General features: G+C 57.9%; 3 protein-coding genes and 1 pseudogene. 1 reads left to right on the forward strand and 3 read right to left on the reverse strand.

What is annotated here, in order from left to right; translation table 11 throughout:
- A pseudogene (locus tag JMF90_RS23885) lies at nucleotides 1-1,267 on the reverse strand (hypothetical protein); the annotation flags it as partial.
- A gap of 512 nt (nucleotides 1,268-1,779) precedes the next feature.
- Here JMF90_RS23885 and JMF90_RS23890 point away from each other — a divergent pair.
- Complete coding sequence (locus tag JMF90_RS23890; protein ID WP_233633657.1) at nucleotides 1,780-2,133, forward strand: hypothetical protein; 354 nt, start codon at nucleotides 1,780-1,782, stop codon at nucleotides 2,131-2,133.
- 206 nt (nucleotides 2,134-2,339) lie between these two features.
- On the opposite strand, the gene JMF90_RS23895 is transcribed toward JMF90_RS23890, so the two are convergent.
- On the reverse strand, nucleotides 2,340-3,581 hold the full coding sequence (locus JMF90_RS23895; RefSeq protein ID WP_011694663.1) for an amidohydrolase family protein: 1,242 nt from the start codon (nucleotides 3,579-3,581) through the stop codon (nucleotides 2,340-2,342).
- Nucleotides 3,582-3,593: 12 nt separating this feature from the next.
- Nucleotides 3,594-4,910 (reverse strand): MFS transporter, encoded by a 1,317-nt coding sequence (locus JMF90_RS23900; protein WP_011548265.1) that lies wholly within the window; start codon nucleotides 4,908-4,910, stop codon nucleotides 3,594-3,596.
- Nucleotides 4,911-4,943 lie beyond the last annotated feature (33 nt).

A 4,943-nucleotide genomic window follows, 5' to 3' on the forward strand; every position in this document is an offset into this window, starting at 1 on the left:
CATTCCACGGATTCGAAACGTGTCCGTTCAGGGCGACATAGCGGTCCAGGTCGCTGTATTCCCGCAGAAAAATATGATCATGCCCCCTCTCAAGGAACCCCCATATTTGCGTTGAGTACGGGTGTTTCGAGAGAGTCAGTGCAAGTTTTCGAAGGGTATGACGGGCATGAACTGCATTGGCCGATGTTGAGAGTGCTTCCTCCATTGATTCAATCACGCGGTCGCGAAGAGACGATTGCGTTGATCTCGGAAGGTTGCCTAGCAATGCGCGAGATCTAGCAATCAATTCGAGACTCTCTGCATCGCTGGAGACAACATCTAGATATTGTCCGATTGTGTAGTTATCCGCAGCGCGTAATTCGGCCGAATCGCAATTGGGTAAGATGGTTTGCCCTAACGCCGACATCATATTTGTGATTCGACGATCACCAAGTGAGCCTAGTAGTTGAACAGCCGTGCGAAATGAATCGGATATTTCTCCCCGAGTTCGAGAGAGATGTTGTTGTGCGATTGTGACAAATGTCTCAAATCTGTCAATTATTGGATTTGGTTCCTCGTAATTGATCGGTGTCCGTAGATGTTCGATACGCTTTGATCCATGTCCAAGTACGTGATGGATGCAATAATCTGCGAGTTCTCCGGTTCCAAGTTGCGAAATGTCGCTCTCTATCTTCGAGTAGGAAACGTTTTCCTCGCTTCGAATGCTGAAGTAGTACGCAATCCATGTGGCCTGAGCACTCATGCCATCTGCGGCAAATATAGATTCGAGGTATTCTTTCTGGGCTTGTAATCCTTTGTCGAGTTGGAGTAGCTGTAGCTTAAATCCTATTAGCCAGAGAGAGAATCCAAATTTAACCTCAATTTGTTCTAAAATTTCTAAAGCTCGAGTTGGATGCTCCGTTGCGAAAGCTCGCTCAAATTCTTCTTTTTTGATAATAAATTCATAAATATCTGATTTAAAGATGGATAGAACGGATGCGGTCCACAGTAATTCTGTTTCGGTGTCTAACTCGTGAAGCCGAGTGCGAATCGGAAAATTTTCTAAACTCTTGGGAAATGTCGTTGGTGCGAAAATGTATTTGTATGCGCTCTGTCGGCCAAGTTCGTTCACAATTCGGGGGAAGTGTGAAGCTGACACCAGCGAGCGGGCTTTTGAAAGCCCGGCGCGCGGATTTGCGACAGAGTGGATTGCGCGACGAAAAGTGCGGAGTTGGGTTTCTGCCCCAAACCCTTTGGATATCGTTTTTCTCTTTTTTGATTTGGCCATTGTAGTAAACGTTCTTGCTGCGGGTCTTATAAAACGCCGAGCTCCCCCGGCTGTACACGTGATTGTACTCTTGACATTGATTGCTGCTGCATGTGCTTTCCGAGATTAGTGATATTACCTAGCTGCCAGCCTAATCTCTATGGGTGCCCTCGTTGTCTCCCGGAGATTGCCTTTGCAACATAAGAGAGGGAAGACGTTTGACGAATCGGAACCTGCCAACTTCAGCCGCTCCTGTCAGCTGCTTTCAGTGGGAGGCACAAAAGGGTGCTCGCGTAGTGGAGTCTCGGTTTCGCGCCAAGAGTCCCTATACCCTTCGGCCAATCCCCCTCAATTCCCTAATTCTGAGATGCCAGCCCGACTACACTGGTCATGAAGCTTTGCTTCTCACCATCGGAAGTTGACCGCAGTCCCTTCCGCGCCGATGGTCGAAAGAAAGCGGTCTTGCCCAACAAGACCCAGCGAAGAGGGGAGAAAGAAGGGGAAACCCGAGGTACCAAAGAAGCGCGGGCCGCATGGGCGGCAACCCATACGACCCGCTGACCACCACCAACTCAACGCAGGAGTCGGAAATGGCTGACGCCAATACTAAGCCACGTCGTAGAAAGAACAAACCCGTCAACATGCAGAAGACGTTTGAGCTGGTCCTGCGCAACTACCCGGACCTTCCCAAGCGTGGCTGGCCGTACCTGCCGTGGATGAAGGCGATCGACATTGATCTCAAGATCTTCGGCTTCAAGCCGGGCGACCGCGTGTATCTGAGAGTCAGCGATGTTGACCGATTGATCACGATCTCGCCGGACTCCAGCCAGTTGGCGCTGCGAGAGCAGCCGTACCACGATCCTGATTGGGTACCGCCGCCGCTGTAACAACTGCAAGGGCCGCTTGATTCGGCTCTAGCAAGTGAAACGCAAGCGTCTCCCGAATGCGACTGACCGCCGGGGCGGCACCGCCCTGGCCATTGCCGCGAACGCCGCGACTCATACCTTCAGCCACCGTCAACAACTGTCACGACCACAAGGCCCGTGATGCCGCACCGCGCCTGCAAAAATAGCTGAACGGCTTCAATCAAACATCACCGCCCGCCAGCCCGCCGCTTCACAACCGCCCCCCGCTGCAACACATACTCGACCCGCGCGCCTTCATCGGCCACGACGCCAATATCCTCGAGCGGATTCCCATCCAGCACGACGAGATCAGCGATCGCCCCCACGGCCACAACCCCAAGCTCCCCTGTCATATTCACAATCTCCGCCGCCACCGTCGTCGCCGACCTGAGCGCCTCCAAATTCCCAAGCACCTCCGCCCGAATCCGAAACTCCCCCGACTGAAACGCGTGCATTTCCCCGAGCAGGTCCGACCCGAACCCCATCTTCACGCCGGCTTTCGCATAGATCTCGAGCGACTCGCGTCCTTTCTGCTGCACGGAAGCGACTTTCGCCACCGAGTCGGCAGGCATCCCAAACTCCGCCCCATGCTTAGCCAGCGCGTCATAAGTCACAAGCGTAGGCACCACAAACGCCCCCCGCTCATGCATGAGCGCCGCCGCCGCTTCATCCACCAAATTCCCATGCTCGATCGTCCGCACACCGCATCTCACAGCCCGCGCAATCGCTCGCCCCGTATACGCATGCGCCATCACATAAGTATTCGCGGCCTCGGCCTCATCAACAATCGCCCGAATCTCATCCTCCGAATACTGCGTGTTCGCAATCGGATCGGTCGGCGAAGCCACGCCGCCTGACGCCATGATCTTGATCTGCGTCGCGCCTTTCTGAATCTCCTCACGCACGGCGAGCCGCACGCCTTCAACGCCATCGACGACCCGCGCAATCGCCCCCGTCCTGAAACAGCAGGAGCAGGGCTCCAGCACATCGCCGCGCGGCCGGAAATCCCCATGCCCGCCGGTTTGCGACAACGCTTTCCCCGACGGAAAAATCCGCGGCCCCGGAATCAGCCCCGTCTCAACGGCCTGCATCAAGCTCCAATCCGCGCCCCCCGCATCCCGCACACTGGTAAACCCACGCGACAACATCGCATCGAGAATCGGCAGCGACCGAATCGCCGCGAGAATATTCGGCTGCGTCGCATTCGCGCCCAGGTTCGCATTTGACGCCAACACATGCACGTGGCAATCGATGAACCCCGGCATCACGGTCTTGCCGCGCACGTCGATCACCTGCGCATTCGGCAAATCCACCGGCCGATCGGTAACCTCGACGATCCGCTCGCCTTCGATCACGACATGATGATGTTCGAGCAACACGCCTCGTTCGAGGTCGAGCACGTTGCCGCCTTGAAGCACGGTAATGGTCATGGGTAAAAATCCTTATCGAGTCGTTGCGGCCGCAAGCTTCGCATCCTTCACGAAGCGCGTGCCGACGAAACTGACGGCCGCCGCGAGCATCACGTAGAACGCGGGCGCCATGTTGCTGCCGGTCCGGGCGATGAGCCACGTTATCAGGAACGGCGCGAACCCGCCGAAGATCGTCACCGCGAAGTTGTACGCAACCGATAATCCGGTCGACAGTACCTTGGTCGGAAACAGCTCCGCGAACGCCGCGAGGATCGGCCCCGTATAGGTCGCGATCAGCACGCCGAACACGGCCTGGAACACGATCAGCGACGCGAACCCGGGCGCATGGTTGATCCACGAGAACATCGGCCACGCGAGCACGAGGATCGCGAGCGCGGAGCCGGACAGGAACACGCGCCGTCCCCACGCGTCGGCGAGGCGCCCGACGATCGGCGAGCAGCACATGATCATCAGCCCGCCGACCATGCCGGCCGTGAAACCGGTCGATTGCGGCAGATGCAGCGTGCGCACGGAATAGGTCGGCATGTAGAACAGCAGCACGTAGGTGCAGACGGTCCACAGGATCACCATCGAGAAACTCGCGAACGTCTCGCGCGGATACGTGTGCAGCACTTCCTTCAGCGGCGAGCTTTCCTTCGCCTGCGATTCGACGGCGCTGAACGCGGGCGTCTCGTCGATATGGCTGCGAATGAAGTAACCGACCGGCCCGACGATGATCCCGAGCAGGAACGGCAGCCGCCAGCCCCAGCTATGCAGCGCCTGCGTGTCGAGCGACGTCGTGACGAACGTGCCGGTCGCCGCACCGAGCAGCACCGCGAAGCCGATGCTCGACTGGATCCAGCTCGAGTAATACGCGCGCTTTTCCGGCGGCGCGTATTCGGTGAGGAACGCGGTGGCGCCGCCCATTTCGCCGCCGGCCGAGAAGCCTTGCAGCAGCCGCGCGACGACGATCATCAGCGGCGCGGCGATGCCGGCTTGTTCGTAGGTCGGCGCGATGCCGATCAGCGCGGTGCCAGCCGCCATCAGCAGGATCGTGAGCGACAGTGCTGCCTTGCGTCCGACCTTGTCGGCATAGACGCCCAGCACGATGCCGCCCACCGGCCGCATGAAGAAGCCCACGCCGAACGTCGCGACGGTGAGCAGCACGGACGTCAGTTCGTTGCCGGTCGGGAAGAACAGCTTCGCGATGATCACCGCGAAGAAGCTGTAGACGGTGAAGTCGAACCATTCGAGGCCGTTGCCGATCACGGTCGCGACGATGGCGCGGCGGCGCTGTTGCACCGCCGCATCGACGGAAGGTGCGGCGCGCGGGGAAAGCGTTCCTTGCATGGTCTCTTCCTTGGTCAGAAGACGGGGCGGCTG

The sequence above is a fragment of the Burkholderia sp. E168m23 genome (assembly GCF_016586125.1).
Lineage (GTDB): Bacteria > Pseudomonadota > Gammaproteobacteria > Burkholderiales > Burkholderiaceae > Burkholderia > Burkholderia orbicola.

Bases quoted from the DNA above. Each gene is read 5' to 3' on its own strand.
- JMF90_RS23890 (WP_233633657.1), top strand. From the start codon at position 1,780: ATGGGCGGCAACCCATACGACCCGCTGACCACCACCAACTCAACGCAG.
- JMF90_RS23895 (WP_011694663.1), bottom strand. From the start codon at position 3,581: ATGACCATTACCGTGCTTCAAGGCGGCAACGTGCTCGACCTCGAACGA.
- JMF90_RS23900 (WP_011548265.1), bottom strand. From the start codon at position 4,910: ATGCAAGGAACGCTTTCCCCGCGCGCCGCACCTTCCGTCGATGCGGCG.